Below are 16,289 nucleotides of genomic sequence, written 5' to 3'. Positions count from 1 at the left end.
TTTTTAAAATCTAACCGCACTTTCGGCACGGAAATGTTATTTTAAAGTTCTTCAATAACATGGTTATGATTGGTATAAATATCAATATCACCAGCGATGACTAACGCTTGTTTAACAATTTCAGCTGCGGTTAACGTATTATCAGTGCGAAGTAATGCAAGTGCCGCAGATTTTGCATAGTTGCCACCAGAGCCAATCGCCAAGACATCAAATTCAGGCTCAATAACATCGCCACTGCCTGAAACTAATAAAAATTCACTTTCATTAGCAACAATCATCATTGCTTCTAAACGACGTAAAGCACGTTCTGTACGCCATTCTTTTGCCAATTCTACTGCTGCTTTAACTAGATGCCCCTGGTGTAATTCTAATTTTTTTTCAAATAAGTCACGTAAAATAAAAGCATCAGCAGTTGAGCCAGCAAAACCCGTAACGACTTTATCTTTATATAAACGGCGAACTTTACGAACCGTACCTTTTTCGACACAATTACCTAAGGTTGCTTGACCGTCACCACCAATAGCGACTTTACCATTCTTACGAACGCACACAATTGTAGTCATATTCTTTCCTTTATTATTTGATGATTTCTTTTAAAATGGGGCTGAATTTAAGCTTTTCAAGCTAACATAAATGAAAATTCATTTAATAATTGACTTTGATAGACAGGGATAAAAATTAGAAAGGAAATAGATTAACTTTTCAAAAACAAGTTAATAAAGCACATTCCTTGCTTAATGGCAAAGAATGTGCATTTTATGAAAATATTATTTTGTGACTAGTAGTTTTAAAGCTTGATATACTGCTTGGGCTTTATCACCTGATAAAGCTTGCTTATCTTCATCAGATAACACAACCGCACTTTGATGACCATATGCACTCAATTGCATATAATATTTACCACTTTCAAGTGAAGGTTTAGAGAGGCCTAAACGTGCCCAAATTTGGTCATCTACTTCTTTATATTTTAGTTCTCTATAACCGCGTCCAACAATTTCTTGTTTTATTTCAAAACCTAATTCAGGTAAAACCGAACCTAATTTATCCCAAGATTGTTGAAAATTAGAAGTTAAACCTAATGCGGTATGTCTATTAACATCGGTTATGATATCCGCAGAAATAGGCCCTGTAGAAAGAGCTGTAACAGGCGGTGCAGTTTGTTCCATCTGCGTAGTATAGGCTTGATTCAATTTACCAATAAAAGCATTTAAACGATCAGATGTATAACGTTGTTTCTCAGGCACTGATGGCGTAAAAATAATCTCTTTACGTTTTGCCGCCAAAATTGCGACCGTTAATGCATTAGCCTCTTTATTTCCTAATTGTTCAATTTGATAACGTAATTGTACATCCTTATCTTGAGAAGGCGTCCAATCTGTGACAATTTGATTCTCTTTTGAGGTAAAAGTAATATTTTCTTCTGATAACAAACGCTCTATTTGTTTTAAGTTATATACCGCATTTTTATTAGCAGGATAAACAATGGAAGCTTGTTCTCCATTAAATTGTGCAACAGAATTTCCAATAATTGACATTGGCATTGAAGGTGGGCGAATATCTACTGCAGAACCCTTGCTAATATTTGTAGTGGGTAATTGATATTGATTATTTTGACCAACGATAGTGACACCGCCTGTTTCTAATGGGGAAAAATGAATCTGAGATTCTGCATGTTTTTCATAGCTATCATTCGCATATTGACGAGTTTCATCACTTGAGCATGCTGTTAAAGCGGTGATAATTGCAACAGATAAGAGCCATTTTTTCATAAATAATCCTTTTAACTTTTTATCATTTATTAAATATACCGCACTTTGACTTTAAAAACTGTAAAAAGTTTAACTTTTTCAAGGCTTCTCGACAGATTTATGCTTTTCAAAGTGCGGTTGAATTTAAAAAAATTTAAAGTTTAGGCATTAAAATACACCTTGTGCTAACATCGCATCTGCCACTTTCACGAACCCTGCAATATTAGCGCCTGCCACATAGTTAATATTACCCTGACCATCTGAGCCATATTTTTTACAATTTTCATGAATATCTAACATAATACGATGAAGTTTTTGATCAACTTCTTCTGCTGTCCAATATAAACGTTGTGAACTTTGCGCCATTTCTAAACCAGAGGTTGCCACACCACCAGCATTTGCCGCTTTACCTGGTCCAAATAATACTCCAGCTGCTTGCAAAGCCTCTGTTGCTTCAATTGAAGTCGGCATATTAGCCCCTTCTGCAACCAATTTCACACCATTGCTAATTAATAATTTAGCATCAGCAATCTCTAATTCATTTTGAGTAGCGCATGGAAGTGCAATATCTACTTTTACTTCCCAAGGGCGTTTACCTTCAACATATTTTAAACCAAATTGTTCTGCGTATTCTTTAACGCGACCACGTTTTACATTTTTGATTTCCATTAATGTTGCCAATTTTTCAGGCGTGAAACCTGCTTCATCATATACATAGCCGAGCGAATCGGAACAAGTTACTACTTTGGCACCTAATTGCATGGCTTTCTCTATAGCATATTGTGCGACATTACCTGAACCTGAAATTGCAACAAGTTTATCTTTAAAGCTATCTGATTTTTCCGCCAACATCGCTTGAGCAAAGTAGACTAAACCATAACCTGTAGCTTCGGGACGAATTAAGCTACCACCAAATGATAAACCACGACCAGTAAACACACAGGCGGCTTGATTAGATAATTTTTTCATATAGCCTGCAAGATAACCGACTTCTCGAGCACCTACGCCAATATCACCTGCGGGGACATCAGTATCAGCGCCAATATGACGGTATAATTCTGCAATTAATGCTTGGCAGAAACGCATTACTTCCGCATCTGATTTACCTTTTGGATCGAAATCTGAACCACCTTTTCCACCACCAATAGGCAATGTAGTGAGTGCGTTTTTAAAGGTTTGTTCAAAACCCAAAAATTTTAAAATTGAAAGATTAACAGAAGGATGAAAACGCATTCCACCTTTATAAGGACCAATAGCACTGTTATATTGCACTCGAAATGCACGATTAACTTGGACATTTCCTTTATCATCCGTCCATGCTACACGGAATTGAAATGCACGTTCTGGCTCAACTAATCGTTCTAATAATGCTTCTGAACGATATTTAGGGTTCTCTTCCAAAAACGGCCAAATGGATGTAAATACTTCCCGTACAGCTTGTAAAAATTCAGGTTGATTAGGATCTTTTTGAGCAACATTAGCCAAAAATACCTCTAATGATGATACGACTTGAGACATGATAAACTCCTTGTTGTGTTTGCTTTTTTTTATATAAATAAATGAAGTTATAAATAATATGCAATAAAAATTAATAGAAACACAATTAATTTATCAAAAAATTATCATTTTTTATAAATGAGTAAATAAAATATAATAAAACTTATTATTTTTAAAAAATATATAATCAACAAATATTTTTCCACAGTAATTAGAAAATCATCAAGAATTTAAACTATCGTTTTATACAAAAAAGCTACCTCTTGAATTTCAAGAGATAGCTTTAATTAAATCTGAAGATAAACTTTAAGTTATATTCGATGACTGACTATTACACGCAAACTATCCAAACGCCAAGTGGCTTGTTGAATTTGTATGAGTGATTGTTGACGAATGTACTCAAGTGTATCAATTTCATCTTGGCGAATATTCTTATTAACTCGTTTTAAAGCACGAAGGCGATCAAGTTCGCTTGTTAATTGATGCTGTGCAGTTTGTTGTGCTTGATGAATAAAATGTTGTGCCTGTTCAGCAATATGTTTATCCCCCATCTTAATCATCAATTCAATATTCGTACGAGCCATTTTTACCACATTGTTAGCCATAGTTTTCTTAATTTGACGTAATTGTTTTTCTAGCGCTGACCAGGCAACCTGTGGTGCAAGATTATTACCTTGACGATCTAATAATAAACGCACTGGTGTTGGTGGTAAAAAACGGTTCAGCTGTAGTGCTTTAGGCGCTTGGGCTTCCACTACATAAATAAGTTCTACTAATAATGTTCCTTCAGGAAGGGATTTATGTGGCAATAATGATACGGCGGTTTTACCAATATTACCTGAAGTAATCAAATCAATACCATGTTGTATCATAGGGTGATCCCAAGTTAGAAATTCAAATTCTTCTCTAACCAAAGCTAACTGGCGATCAAAGGTGACCGTTACCCCTTCTTCTTTCAAGCCAGGAAAATCGGGAACTAACATTGTGCTAGTTGGCGTAATCACAATAGATTTTTCCCCTAGATCCTCTTGTTCTACACCAATTACATCAAATAAATTTAAGGTAAAATTGACCAGTTCAGTAGAATAATCTTCCTTCTCAATCTCTTCTGCCAATTGCTGTGCTTGCTCTCCACCTCGAGAATGTAATTCTAATAAACGATCCCGACCTTTTTCTAAGGCTTGTTTTAAGATTTGCTGTTGCTGGCGTGTTTCCATAAGAAATTCATCAAAACCAGTCAAATCAGTAGGATGATTTAAAAAATTTGATAATTTCTTACCGCACTTTTCAAAAATTGCCATTCCCATTGGGCAAGTTTCTTCAAAAGCATTTAAACCTTGATGATACCAACGAGCTAAGACCATTTGTGGAGAATCTATAAAACATGGCACATGAATTTGAATATCTCGAGGCTGTCCAATTCGATCTAAGCGCCCGATGCATTGTTCTAACAAATCAGGATCAGCAGGCAAATTAAATAACACCAAATGACAAGCGAACTGAAAATTCCGCCCTTCAGATCCAATACTCGAGCTTAATAATACTTGAGCACCGTCAACTTGTGCAAAATAAGCTGCTGCACGATCTCGTTCAACAATAGACATTTTTTCGTGGAAGACCGCACTATAAATGCCTTCTTTCTCACGTAAAGCTTGTTCTAATTGCATAGCAGTATGTGCATGCTGACAAATCACTAATACCTTTTCTTCACGATGATTTTTCAAAAAATGAATTAACCATGATAAGCAGGGATCAAATTCCCACCATTTAGCCTCTGAATTCATTTTTTGGAATAACTGTTCTGGGTAAAACAAGCCATCATCCATTTTCTCACCTAACATTTTGAGAACCTTAATAGCGTTGCTATATTGCGCTGGCATCTCTAATGCGACTTGATGATATTGACGATGCGGAAAACCTTTTATACTTTGACGAGTATTACGGAATAACACTCTACTAGTACCATGGCGATCAATAAGCTGATTGATTAACTCTTGTCTCGCAGTAAAACATTGTTGTGGATTATTTTGCGAGTGAATACGAGTCATTAATAATTCACATGACTTATCTAATACATCGATAATATACTTCTGTTGTGGGGCGGTTAATTCTGCATTGGCCAATAAAGCTTGCACAATATCTGCCACAGGTTGATATTGCTGTTGTTCAACTAAAAAAGCCTGATAATCATGAAAGCGAGCTGGATCTAACAATGCTAAACGGGCAAAATGGCTTTCTGGACCCAATTGTTCAGGAGTTGCAGTTAATAAAAGCACTGCGGGAATCTTATGGGTCAGTTGTGCAACCAACTGATAAGGTAAACTGGTTTGTTGTTCAGAACATGCTAAATGGTGTGCTTCATCCACAATCAGCATATCAAAATGGCTTGCTAAAATTTGTGAAACACGTTTAGGTTGAGAAATAAGCCAATCTAAAGAACAAATAATAAAATTTTCGCTTTCAAAAGGGTTAGATTCTTCATCATATTCATTTGCGCTAAAATCACTCGCTCGTTCTTCATCAAATAACGAGAAATGCAAGTTAAAACGACGTAACATCTCTACCAGCCATTGATGCTGTAAGCTTTCAGGCACAATAATTAAAACACGTTCAACTTTACCTGAAAAAAGTTGCTGTTGCAGAATCATACCTGCTTCAATAGTTTTTCCTAAACCAACCTCATCAGCAAGTAATACGCGAGGATGAATACGCTGTCCCACTTCTTTAGCAATATGTAATTGATGAGGAATTAATCCCGCACGAATCCCTCGTAATCCACGTAAAGGAGATAGAAATTGAGCCTGTTGTTGTAACAATGCCTGATAACGCAATGCAAAACGATCACTGCGATCAATTTGTGCAGTAAATAAACGATCTTGAGGTTTACTAAAAGTAATCTGATGAGCAAGGGCGATCTCTTTAAATAATCTTTCTTGTTGACTATCTTCTGGCATAACTAAATAGCTTAATAGTCCATCCTCTTCTAACACCTCTAACACTTTTCCTTGCCAGCCTTGGTGATGGCTAACAATATCATTTTTCTGAAATATCACTCTTATAAGAGGGGCATTAGCCACGGAGTAAATACGTTGCTCATCAACTGCGGGAAACATAATCGAAATCGTACGATTATCTACCGCAGTTATTATTCCTAAACCGAGATCACTCTCACTTTCACTTACCCAACGTTGACCAACTGCAAAGGACATCATGCTTTAACCTACACAAAAACAATAAAATATGTAAAGGGGCGTATTCTAACGGGCTTCAACAAAAAAAGGAATCCTCTCTTGAAGATAACCGCTTATTAGCCTTATTATTAATCAAGTATAAAATAAACCATTCTAATTTCAGATTAGCTTTATTGACAATTAACAAGGGCAATGCAAGAATCCCAACACCATTATTATACTCAAAGGAAATCATTATGAGTTTATCAACAAATTTAAAAAATGAGTTTTTCGGAGGCTGGACAAAATTTGAAGCATTTTGGCTGACTCTTTTTCTCGTTATTCAAATTGCTATTTTTATTTATCAACCTGATAGTTGGATAGCTACCATTGCCGCCATTACAGGTATACTTTGTGTTGTCTTTGTCGGTAAAGGAAAAATTAGTAACTATTTATTTGGCCTTATTAGTGTTTCACTTTATGCATATACTTCCTATACTTTCGAACTGTATGGTGAAATGATGTTAAATCTCCTCGTATATGTTCCAGTACAATTTATTGGTTTTTATATGTGGCGTAAACATATGACAAGCCAAAATACAGTTAATGATGCTGGCGTAGAAGAAGTAATTGCTAAATCACTTACCTTAACCCAATGGATTATTGTTGGCATTGCAGCTGCCGCGGTAACTTATGCATATATTGAGTGGTTACGCCATTTAGGTAGTGCATTACCTGCATTAGATGGAGTCACCGTTGGCGTTTCAATCGTGGCACAAATCCTCATGATTTTACGTTATCGTGAACAATGGTCATTATGGATTATTGTCAATGCTCTGACTATTTCACTTTGGACAGGTATGTATCTCCAAAACGGAGAAACCAGTTTACCTTTATTAGTGATGTATATTATGTACCTATGTAATTCAATTTATGGGTATTACAATTGGACTAAATTGGTGAAAAAACATCAAACAATGTAAATTTAAAAAAAATAAACCGCACTTTAATAAGTGCGGTTTATCTATAAATTATCTAGAAAAGCTTTTAAATAACTTGAATAAAAAGCTATGTCTATTCAAGTTCCTTACCTTTTAATTCAGGGATTAAAAATATTGTCGCTAACATATCAATAATGTAAATTAGGGCTAATAAGGCGATAGCAATTTTAAAGGAATACAGCGAAACAATCGCACCAACCACCACAGGACCAAACCCACCTACAGCTCTACCTAAATTAAACAATAGATTTTGAGCTGTTGCTCGAGCTTCCGTTGGATAAGCTTCCGACATTAATGCACCATACCCCCCCATCATACCATTCACGAACATACCTAATGCTGCACCTGCAAATAACATGGCGGTTGGATCGGTTAATTGTGAATAAGCAAAAATACTGATGACAGCGCCTAGTTGGAATAACAAGAAGCTTGGTTTACGACCAATCCGATCGGCTAAACGACCGAATACCCAAATTCCAATCATCATTCCACATACTGTAACTGCGGTCCAAATACCAGATTTTGTTAAACTGAAACCTAATTGTTTTGATAAAAAATTAGGTAACCAAATCATAATCCCATAGTAACCAAAATTTTGTACTGAGGTTAACACCACAACGCCAATACTAACTTTCGTAGTTTGTACATCTTTTACTAATAATTTAAATGGAGATTTAGTAGGGATTGTTGATTCTTGTTTTTTTACAAATAATTCTGGCTCATGTAATTTTGCACGTAAATACCAAGCCACTAATGCTGGGAAAATTCCCACTAAAAACATACCTCGCCAGCCAATGATAGGTAATAATAAGGGGGTTAATAATGCTGCGGCTAACACACCAACTTGCCAACCTAATGCCACGTAAGAAGAGGCTTTAGCTCGGTGATGGGCTGGCCAAGCTTCTGCCGCAAGTGCCATACCTATACCAAACTCACCACCAAGCCCAATTCCTGCAATAGTTCGATAAATCAGCAAATCCCAATATCCTTGTGCAAAAGCACATAAGCCAGTAAAGACTGCAAAAAGCACTATGGTCCAAGTTAAAACTCGTACACGCCCATATTTATCACTTAATGCACCAAAAATAATACCACCCGCAACCGCACCAATTAATGTCCAAGTGACTAATGAACCTGCCTGTGCAGGTGAAAGAGCGAGATCAGCTGAAATAGCCGATAACATAAAACCAAGAATCAGAAGATCGAAGCCATCCATTGCATAGCCGACCGCAGAACCAATTAACGCTTTCCAGCCGTAACTGTTTACTTTATTTTTCATTGAAAAGTCCTTTTGTTGCTCACAGGCAACCTTTAAAAGTGAAAGGAGATGTAGATTATTTCCCCATAGGGAAATCGTGGGCTAGTTTAGGCTATCTATTTTTCTTTAGCAAGCTATTCAGGAAATTTATCAAAAAATAACCGCACTTTAAATGAGATTAATTCAAAGTGCGGTGTAATTATAAAAAATTTTTAGAAAATTATTCTACGGTAACTGATTTTGCTAAATTACGTGGTTGGTCAACATCAGTACCTTTAATTAAGGCAACATAATAAGCTAACAACTGTAATGGTACAGCATAAAAAATTGGTGCAGTCACTTCATCAACTTTAGGGAAAATTAATGTTTTAAACCCATCTGTATCTGCAAAACCAGCATCTTGGTCAGCAAATACATATAATTGACCACCTCGTGCACGCACTTCTTCAATATTAGATTTTACTTTTTCTAATAAATCATTTTCTGGTGCCACCACAATAACAGGCATATCGCCATCAATTAAAGCGAGAGGACCATGTTTTAATTCGCCGGCAGCATACGCCTCTGCATGAATATATGAGATCTCTTTTAGTTTTAATGCAGATTCCATAGCGATAGGATAGAATTCTCCACGACCTAAAAATAACGCGTGGCTTTTATCTGCAAAATCTTCAGATAAACTTTCAATCGTTTTATCCATTACTAATGCGCTTTCAATTTGAGCGGGTAAACGCTGTAATGAATGAACAATTTGCGATTCCACTGCTTCACTAACTGTCCCCTTGATACGTCCCATTGCTACAGTTAATAACAATAAACATGTTAGTTGGGTAGTAAAGGCTTTGGTAGAAGCCACACCAACTTCAACGCCTGCTCTCGTCATAAAAGCAAAATCGGATTCTCTTACAAGGGACGAAGTAATTACATTACAAATTGTCATCGCTGACATAAAGCCAGATTCTTTAGCTAAACGTAATGCAGCTAATGTATCCGCAGTTTCTCCAGATTGAGAAATAGTCACTAATAAACTATTTGGTCGGGCAACAAATTTACGGTAACGGAACTCAGAAGCAATTTCTACATCACAAGCGATTCCTGCAATAGACTCAAACCAATAACGAGCTACCACACCTGCATTATAAGAGGTTCCACAAGCAACAATTTGAATATGTTGAACATTTTTTAGAACATCTTGTGCGTTTTCACCTAATGCAGCTAGATTAACTTTGCCATTAACAATGCGACCATCTAGGGTATTCATAATAGCAACTGGCTGTTCAAAAATTTCTTTCTGCATATAATGACGATATTGCCCTTTATCTGCAGCATCTGCTTCAAAATGCCCCTCTTTAATTTCACGTTCAACTAGCTCCCCCATACGATTATAAATGTGAACTTCACGACGCGAAATTTCAGCAACATCGCCTTCTTCTAAGTATGAGAATCGGCGTGTCACACTTAATAATGCCAAAGGATCTGAGGCTAAGAAGTTTTCTCCCATACCATAACCAATCACCAGTGGGCTACCAGAACGTGCAACAATTAAATGTTCAGGTTCTTCTTCATTCATTACCACTGTGCCATAAGCACCACGTAATTGCACTACTGTTTTCTGTACAGCTTCCAATAATGAAGAGGCTGTACGTAATTCCCAAGCAACTAAATGAGCTATTACCTCAGTATCAGTTTGCGATTGAAAAACAAATCCTCGTTCTTGTAGAATTACTTTTAATTCAGCATAATTTTCAATAATGCCATTATGTACCACCGCAATTTTACCTGAACGGTGAGGATGAGCATTCTTTTCTGAAGGTTCACCATGCGTTGCCCAACGAGTATGAGCAATACCAGTACCTCCTAATAATGGTTCAGAAACTAAAGCATCATCTAAGGCCTTTACTTTTCCCACTCTACGCAAAATGTGCATTTGTTTATCAACGGGACTAATTACCGCAATACCTGCTGAATCGTAACCGCGATATTCTAGACGATGTAACCCATCTATTAAAATCTCAGCCACATCGCGTTGTGCTACCGCACCTACAATACCACACATAATATTTTTCCTTTATTTATGTTATTTATACAATCTATGATCAAGCACTTACGCAAATAACTTCTACATTATGTGCTTCAATCATGTTTTTAATATCCTTTGGTAACAAATCATCAGTAACTAAAACATCAATCTGTTCCCAAGTCAGCTCTATATTAGGCATTTTTCTGCCAATCTTATGAGACTCCACCATCACAATGACTTCACGAGAAACTTCAGACATCACTCTACTTAGCCCAACTAATTCATTAAAAGTCGTTGTTCCTCGTTCTAAATCAATACCATCTGCACCAATAAACAGCTGATCAAAATCATAGGAACGTAAAACCTGTTCAGCAATTTTTCCTTGAAAAGATTCTGAAATAGGATCCCAAATTCCTCCCGTCATCAATAAGGTTGGTTCTTGTTCTAATGCCCGTAATTCTGTTGCTACTGAAAGCGAGTTAGTCATGACCACTAATCCAGGCTTACCATTTAGCTGCTTAATAAGTGCGGTTGTTGTACGCCCACTATCTACAATAATACGGTTATGCTCTCGAATTCTTTCAGAGGCTACTTTAGCAATCTGCAATTTTTGCTTTGACAACGCCTCTTCTTGAGAGTCATCTATTAAATCCTGAGGCATTAAAATTGCCCCACCATACCGACGCAATAAAAAACCATTTGATTCTAATGCAGCTAAATCTTTACGAATAGTCACTTCAGATGTATCAAATAGTTTTACTAATTGTTCTACACTCACTTCACCATGCTGCTGTAATAACTGCATAATGGAATAGCGGCGTTGTTGTGTATTACGTTGTTGAGGTTTTCGTTTCATAACATAATAATCATTATAAGTTTCGGTTCGTAATTTTATGAAATGTTATAAGGAATGTAAATAGGTTTTATTTAATCCTAAAAATAAAAAACCCTGCTAAAATAGCAGGGTTTTAAAATTAGAAAGGTTTAATTAACTGTTTACAGCATCTTTTAAGGCTTTACCAGATACAAATGCTGGAACTTTTGATGCAGCAATTTTAATTTCAGCACCAGTTTGTGGATTACGACCAGTACGAGCTTTACGTGCGCTCACTTTGAATGTACCAAAGCCGATTAATTGCACTGGATCACCCGCTTTTAAGCTTTTTGTGATTGCATCTAAAGTTGCTTCTAATGCTGCTTTAGCTTGTTTTTTGTTTAAATCCGCTGCACCAGCAATCACATCAATTAAATCCGTTTTGTTCATAAATTAGTACCTTCTTTGTTTGTTTTATTACACTTTGTTATGTCTTCGGATAAAGCTAAATATTGTTTTACCGATATTTTAGATAACTGTTTAAAACAGTACGATAAAGCTTAATCTAAGTTGAACATAAAGCAAAGTATTATCTGCAAAATTTGTGAAAAATTTACACTTTTATGAACATTCAATGCCAATATTTGAGATTCCAGACGCTCTAAGCTCACTTTTAAGTTGTAAAATGAGATCTACGTCACGTTCTTCGGTACTATTCAAAGCTCTATACAATTCCCATTGAACATCTAGCTCTTGTTGTATTTCTTCGCTTTCTTTTAAGTCTTTTTCATTTAAATTACAATCTAATTGTGTTTCTAATAGGGTTGCAACCGTTTGTAAAGAAAGTCTACTAATTTTAATAGACTGTTCTAATGTAGAACCAGCGATAATTGCATGTAATAGCTCAGAAAGTGCTTCACAGGCATCTATCGCAGGAATCACACCAAAAAAATCATAATTATTAACATCAGGAATAATATTCTCAAATTTTTCAAGCTGATTCTCAAAATTAATTTTTACGCCTTTAATCGTTAAACTTTCCCATATTAAATTTAAGATATTTTGATAAATCTTAGCGTTATCAGGTTGTTCTGTAACTTGGCAAAATAACTGATAATTTGGATACATACGTTCACATAGACAAACCATAAAAGTTAAGTGTTGCCAAGTTTCAAAATGTTCTAAACGTTTATGAATGGGATTACGCATAAATTATTCCTTTAATATTATTTATGATAAGGTTTTGAAAAATTGTGAATCGCATCAACAAATACTCTCGGGTTCTCAACTGGCACATCTTGATGAATACCATGCCCTAAATTAAATACATGCCCTGTTCCATGACCAAAGTCAGCTAAAATAGATTTCACTTCTTGTTGAATATATTCTGGTGAAGCATAAAGTACAGATGGATCCATATTACCTTGTAATGCAACTTTATGCCCAATTAATTGCTTAGCTTGAGCAAGATTGACAGTCCAATCTAAACCAACTGCATCACAACCTGTATTAGCCATAGCTTCTAACCATAACCCGCCTCCTTTGGTAAATAAGGTGACGGGTACTTTTCGCCCATCATTTTCACGAATTAATCCATCAACAATTTTATGCATATATTGCAATGAAAAATCTAAATATTCACGATGTGCTAAAGCACCTCCCCAAGTATCAAAAATCATTACCGCTTGAGCTCCTGCTTTAATTTGAGCATTCAAATATAAAATGACAGAATCAGCCACTTTATCTAATAACTGATGTAATAACTGCGGTTCTCTATACATCATTTTTTTTATTTTAGTAAATGCTTTACTACTTCCCCCTTCAACCATATAAGTTGAAAGCGTCCAAGGGCTACCTGAAAAACCAATCAAAGGTACTTCACCTTTAAGTTCACGGCGAATAGTTCTCACAGCATTCATCACATATTGTAATTCTTGTTCAGGATCTGGAATTGGTAAATTTTCTACCGCACTTTTAGTTTCTACAGAATGTGTAAATTTAGGTCCTTCACCTGGTCCAAAGCTTAAACCTAATCCCATTGCATCTGGAATAGTTAAAATATCAGAGAATAAGATCGCAGCATCTAAATCATAACGACGCAAAGGCTGAAGTGTGACTTCACAGGCTAAATCTGCATTACGGCATAATGACATAAAATCACCTGCTTCAGCTCTTGTAGCTTTATATTCTGGCAAATAACGACCTGCTTGACGCATCATCCATACTGGAGTCATATCTACAGGTTCACGTAATAATGCTTTCAAATAACGATCGTTCTTTAATATTGTCATTGATATTTCCTAAGTTATTCTAGATATTTTTAGAATGTATATTTAAGTAAAGTAGAAATAATAAACACTTATTCTTTTGCACACAGATCTAAAGTTGCTTTAATCAATTTTAATGCAATTGTTCCTTCTGGTGGCAAATTGGGTAATTGTTCATTAAACTTGAACCATTTTGCATCAACAATTTCCGCTTCTTGTAGTTTTATATCACCACTCTCATAATCTGCTAAGAAACCAACCATTTGTGAATTAGGAAATGCCCAAGGTTGACTACCAAAATAGCGAATATTTTTAATCTTAATGCCTGTTTCCTCAAATACTTCACGTTGTACAGTTTGTTCAAAACTTTCGCCCACTTCTACGAAGCCAGCTAAAGTAGTGTACATACGATCTTTTTTATCTATAGGTGACGAGTGACGTTTATGATTAGCCAACAAAATTTCATCACCACGTCGTACTGCTACAATAATAGAAGGACAAATCACAGGATAAGTGCGGTAATTACAGTGCTCATTTGAACATTGCATTACCCATTCATCTTCTGCCATATGGTTATGGTAGCCACATGTACCGCAAAACTGGTGTGTTTTAATAAAATGATTAAGTTCAACACCACGACTAAGTAAGTTGAATTTAACTTCAGGTAAAACTAATAAGTCACGCAAATTAATATATCTATATTCATCATGCTGCTCTTCTAATAAATATAAAGGCCGTTGTTCCCAATCGCCAATTCTCATACCTTTTAATCCAGTGAAACCTAAATCCTTGGCATTTCCATACAGAAGCTGGTCATTCGGAAAGTAGACTGTAGAATCTTGAGTTAACATCCAAAAACCATTATCTGACGGCTGAATCGTTTTCATATGAGGACCTCATATATTGTGAATAGAGAACATATATATAATTTAAAATATTATAAACGAACTTGCTCATTTTCTTAACTGCTTTATTCCTTATAACCATCACCTTTATAGATAAAATTTTAAATTTTTATTATAATTGTTAAAGTTTTGTAAATTTAATATTTTGATTTTAGGAGCATTTATGAAAAATATTTTAATCGTTGGTGGAGGCGCTGGCGGATTAGAATTAGCAACTTATTTAGGCAATAAACTAGGTAAAAAACAGAGAGCTAATGTGACTCTGGTCGATCGTAATCAAACTCATCTTTGGAAACCTTTATTACACGAAGTAGCTACTGGTGTATTAGATTCTGAAACCGATGCAGTAAGTTATCGTGCTCATGCACATAATCATCACTTTAATTTTGAACAAGGCTCTATTACCCGTATTGATCGCACTAATAAATATGTTGAATTAGCACCTATAACAGGTCAAGAAGGTGATATATTAGTCGTTGCTCGCCGCATTCCTTATGACTATTTAGTCCTTGCTATTGGCAGTCAATCTAATGATTTCAACACCAAAGGTGTAGCTGAACATTGTATTTTTCTTGATAGCCCTGATCAAGCAATACGATTCCAACATAAGATGCTAGAGCTGTTCTTAAAATTCGCAGAGAACAATGCATTAGAAGAAATTGGTGAAGATGAAAGTAAACAAAAACTTGTTCAAGATGGCAAAGTAAATATTGCAATTGTTGGTGGCGGAGCCACAGGCGTTGAGCTCTCTGCCGAGCTCTTCAATGCAGCACAACATTTATCATCTTATGGATATGGAAAAATAAAAAGTGGTCACTTACAAGTCACTTTAATTGAAGCTGGAGACCGAATTTTGCCAGCTTTACCAGAACGCATATCTTCATCAGTACAGCAAGAACTAGAAAACCTTGGCGTAAAAGTACAAACATCGACAATGATCACTGAAGCAACTAAAAATACCTTACTGACAAAAGAGGGAAAAGAAATTTCAGCAGATCTTATGGTATGGGCTGCCGGAATTCGTGTTTCAAAAATTACCCAACAATTTGATGGATTAGAAATTAATCGTATTAATCAAATATGTGTAAAAAATTCTCTACAAACTACAGTGGATGAAAGCATTTTTGCCATTGGTGACTGTGCATATCTACTACAAAAGGATGGAAAACCTGTTCCGCCTAGAGGACAAGCTGCCAACCAAATGGCAACTATCTGTGGACAAAATATTGTAGCTATATTTAATAATAAACCACTTAAAGATTTTCAATACTTTGATAAGGGATCACTAGTATCTTTATCAAAATTCACCGCACTAGGTAATATTACTACGGGTAAAAAAAGTTCTTTAACAATTGAGGGGCGACTTGCTAGATTAGCCTATATATCTCTCTATCGCCTACATCAACAAAAACTACATGGTTGTTTTAAAACGGGTCTTATTATTCTTATTGGTCGTTTAAATCGCTTTATCCGCCCATCATTAAAACTACACTAACACGACAAAAGAGAGCTTATGCTCTCTTTTTAATTTTAATAGATAAAAGTGCGGTATCAGATGCTAAAATTTTTATTAATCGTACGAGAGCCTTTTTATATCCAAATAGCAACT

General features: G+C 35.7%; 13 protein-coding genes. 2 read left to right on the top strand and 11 right to left on the bottom strand.

What is annotated here, in order from left to right; genetic code table 11:
* Nucleotides 1–41: 41 nt before the first annotated feature.
* The 4 genes from hslV to rapA all read right to left on the bottom strand — a co-directional run bounded on the left by hslV (nucleotide 42) and on the right by rapA (nucleotide 6,454).
* A complete protein-coding gene (gene hslV / locus HMPREF1052_RS08305; protein WP_005761269.1) occupies nucleotides 42–563 on the bottom strand; it encodes an ATP-dependent protease subunit HslV in 522 nt (173 codons plus the stop codon).
* A gap of 204 nt (nucleotides 564–767) precedes the next feature.
* Nucleotides 768–1,769: an outer membrane protein assembly factor BamC gene (gene bamC / locus HMPREF1052_RS08300; protein ID WP_005761371.1), complete on the bottom strand. Its 1,002-nt coding sequence runs from the start codon at nucleotides 1,767–1,769 to the stop codon at nucleotides 768–770.
* 147 nt (nucleotides 1,770–1,916) lie between these two features.
* Nucleotides 1,917–3,266: an NADP-specific glutamate dehydrogenase gene (gdhA, locus tag HMPREF1052_RS08295; protein WP_005761260.1), complete on the bottom strand. Its 1,350-nt coding sequence runs from the start codon at nucleotides 3,264–3,266 to the stop codon at nucleotides 1,917–1,919.
* Between the two features lie 290 nt (nucleotides 3,267–3,556).
* The gene (gene rapA, locus HMPREF1052_RS08290) at nucleotides 3,557–6,454 is read right to left on the bottom strand and encodes an RNA polymerase-associated protein RapA (RefSeq protein WP_040596502.1); all 2,898 of its coding nucleotides are present in this window, start codon (nucleotides 6,452–6,454) and stop codon (nucleotides 3,557–3,559) included.
* A gap of 218 nt (nucleotides 6,455–6,672) precedes the next feature.
* On the opposite strand from rapA, the gene pnuC reads away from it, so the two are divergent.
* The gene (pnuC, locus tag HMPREF1052_RS08285) at nucleotides 6,673–7,398 is read left to right on the top strand and encodes a nicotinamide riboside transporter PnuC (protein WP_005761355.1); all 726 of its coding nucleotides are present in this window, start codon (nucleotides 6,673–6,675) and stop codon (nucleotides 7,396–7,398) included.
* Between the two features lie 91 nt (nucleotides 7,399–7,489).
* On the opposite strand, the gene HMPREF1052_RS08280 is transcribed toward pnuC, so the two are convergent.
* The 7 genes from HMPREF1052_RS08280 to nudC all read right to left on the bottom strand — a co-directional run bounded on the left by HMPREF1052_RS08280 (nucleotide 7,490) and on the right by nudC (nucleotide 14,662).
* Nucleotides 7,490–8,695: an MFS transporter gene (locus tag HMPREF1052_RS08280; protein ID WP_005761279.1), complete on the bottom strand. Its 1,206-nt coding sequence runs from the start codon at nucleotides 8,693–8,695 to the stop codon at nucleotides 7,490–7,492.
* Nucleotides 8,696–8,894: 199 nt separating this feature from the next.
* Complete coding sequence (gene glmS / locus HMPREF1052_RS08275) at nucleotides 8,895–10,730, bottom strand: glutamine--fructose-6-phosphate transaminase (isomerizing) (RefSeq protein ID WP_005761293.1); 1,836 nt, start codon at nucleotides 10,728–10,730, stop codon at nucleotides 8,895–8,897.
* 40 nt (nucleotides 10,731–10,770) lie between these two features.
* On the bottom strand, nucleotides 10,771–11,550 hold the full coding sequence (locus HMPREF1052_RS08270; RefSeq protein ID WP_005761400.1) for a DeoR/GlpR family DNA-binding transcription regulator: 780 nt from the start codon (nucleotides 11,548–11,550) through the stop codon (nucleotides 10,771–10,773).
* A 132-nt stretch (nucleotides 11,551–11,682) separates the two neighbouring features.
* Nucleotides 11,683–11,958, bottom strand: a complete 276-nt coding sequence (locus HMPREF1052_RS08265) for an HU family DNA-binding protein (protein WP_005761362.1) — start codon at nucleotides 11,956–11,958, stop codon at nucleotides 11,683–11,685.
* A gap of 171 nt (nucleotides 11,959–12,129) precedes the next feature.
* Nucleotides 12,130–12,717, bottom strand: a complete 588-nt coding sequence (locus HMPREF1052_RS08260) for a YjaG family protein (RefSeq protein ID WP_005761311.1) — start codon at nucleotides 12,715–12,717, stop codon at nucleotides 12,130–12,132.
* A 17-nt stretch (nucleotides 12,718–12,734) separates the two neighbouring features.
* Nucleotides 12,735–13,799: a uroporphyrinogen decarboxylase gene (hemE, locus tag HMPREF1052_RS08255; RefSeq protein WP_005761374.1), complete on the bottom strand. Its 1,065-nt coding sequence runs from the start codon at nucleotides 13,797–13,799 to the stop codon at nucleotides 12,735–12,737.
* A gap of 68 nt (nucleotides 13,800–13,867) precedes the next feature.
* Entirely contained in the window at nucleotides 13,868–14,662 is a 795-nt protein-coding gene (gene nudC / locus HMPREF1052_RS08250; RefSeq protein ID WP_005761320.1) for an NAD(+) diphosphatase, read from the bottom strand.
* Between the two features lie 181 nt (nucleotides 14,663–14,843).
* Here nudC and HMPREF1052_RS08245 point away from each other — a divergent pair, with 181 nt between their 5' ends.
* Nucleotides 14,844–16,175 (top strand): NAD(P)/FAD-dependent oxidoreductase, encoded by a 1,332-nt coding sequence (locus HMPREF1052_RS08245; protein ID WP_005761270.1) that lies wholly within the window; start codon nucleotides 14,844–14,846, stop codon nucleotides 16,173–16,175.
* Nucleotides 16,176–16,289 lie beyond the last annotated feature (114 nt).

It is taken from the genome of Pasteurella bettyae CCUG 2042, assembly GCF_000262245.1.
Classification (GTDB): Bacteria; Pseudomonadota; Gammaproteobacteria; order Enterobacterales; family Pasteurellaceae; genus Basfia; species Basfia bettyae.
The sequence above is the reverse complement of the archived record's forward strand: the minus strand, read 5'-3'. Positions and strand labels throughout refer to the sequence as shown.

Excerpts from the sequence above, each read along its gene's own strand:
- hslV (WP_005761269.1), bottom strand. The coding sequence starts at position 563 with ATGACTACAATTGTGTGCGTTCGTAAGAATGGTAAAGTCGCTATTGGT.
- bamC (WP_005761371.1), bottom strand. The coding sequence starts at position 1,769 with ATGAAAAAATGGCTCTTATCTGTTGCAATTATCACCGCTTTAACAGCA.
- gdhA (WP_005761260.1), bottom strand. The coding sequence starts at position 3,266 with ATGTCTCAAGTCGTATCATCATTAGAGGTATTTTTGGCTAATGTTGCT.
- rapA (WP_040596502.1), bottom strand. The coding sequence starts at position 6,454 with ATGTCCTTTGCAGTTGGTCAACGTTGGGTAAGTGAAAGTGAGAGTGAT.
- pnuC (WP_005761355.1), top strand. The coding sequence starts at position 6,673 with ATGAGTTTATCAACAAATTTAAAAAATGAGTTTTTCGGAGGCTGGACA.
- HMPREF1052_RS08280 (WP_005761279.1), bottom strand. The coding sequence starts at position 8,695 with ATGAAAAATAAAGTAAACAGTTACGGCTGGAAAGCGTTAATTGGTTCT.
- glmS (WP_005761293.1), bottom strand. The coding sequence starts at position 10,730 with ATGTGTGGTATTGTAGGTGCGGTAGCACAACGCGATGTGGCTGAGATT.
- HMPREF1052_RS08270 (WP_005761400.1), bottom strand. The coding sequence starts at position 11,550 with ATGAAACGAAAACCTCAACAACGTAATACACAACAACGCCGCTATTCC.
- HMPREF1052_RS08265 (WP_005761362.1), bottom strand. The coding sequence starts at position 11,958 with ATGAACAAAACGGATTTAATTGATGTGATTGCTGGTGCAGCGGATTTA.
- HMPREF1052_RS08260 (WP_005761311.1), bottom strand. The coding sequence starts at position 12,717 with ATGCGTAATCCCATTCATAAACGTTTAGAACATTTTGAAACTTGGCAA.
- hemE (WP_005761374.1), bottom strand. The coding sequence starts at position 13,799 with ATGACAATATTAAAGAACGATCGTTATTTGAAAGCATTATTACGTGAA.
- nudC (WP_005761320.1), bottom strand. The coding sequence starts at position 14,662 with ATGAAAACGATTCAGCCGTCAGATAATGGTTTTTGGATGTTAACTCAA.
- HMPREF1052_RS08245 (WP_005761270.1), top strand. The coding sequence starts at position 14,844 with ATGAAAAATATTTTAATCGTTGGTGGAGGCGCTGGCGGATTAGAATTA.